The sequence below is a fragment of the Shewanella sp. S1-49-MNA-CIBAN-0167 genome (assembly GCF_040310145.1).
In the GTDB taxonomy this organism is placed as follows: domain Bacteria; phylum Pseudomonadota; class Gammaproteobacteria; order Enterobacterales; family Shewanellaceae; genus Shewanella; species Shewanella psychromarinicola.
Map to the genome: position 1 here is coordinate 1 of NZ_JBEOPO010000506.1, position 234 is coordinate 234.

Consider the following 234-nt stretch of genomic DNA (forward strand, 5'->3'; position numbering starts at 1 on the left):
GTTCTAAGTATGGCAGATAAAAGTGATGCTCATAAAGGGGCGCATGGTGGTGTACGTAAAGGTGCTGGCCGCAAGACTAGATATGAAAAAACGATAGTGATGAGAGTTCCTGAACAATATAAAAATGCGATCAAAGCATTAATTCAACACATAGATGAATGCGAAAAAGTTGATCATCACTACTCACCTGTAGTTTCTAAACCTATATTTACAAGGTCGTTGCAGGGCAAGCCG

1 protein-coding gene is annotated in these 234 nt (G+C 40.2%); it reads left to right on the plus strand.

Annotated elements, in window-relative coordinates:
• Positions 1 to 234, plus strand: a 234-nt coding sequence (locus AAEZ00_RS22190) for a hypothetical protein (protein ID WP_351090207.1), incomplete at both ends; no start/stop codon positions are given.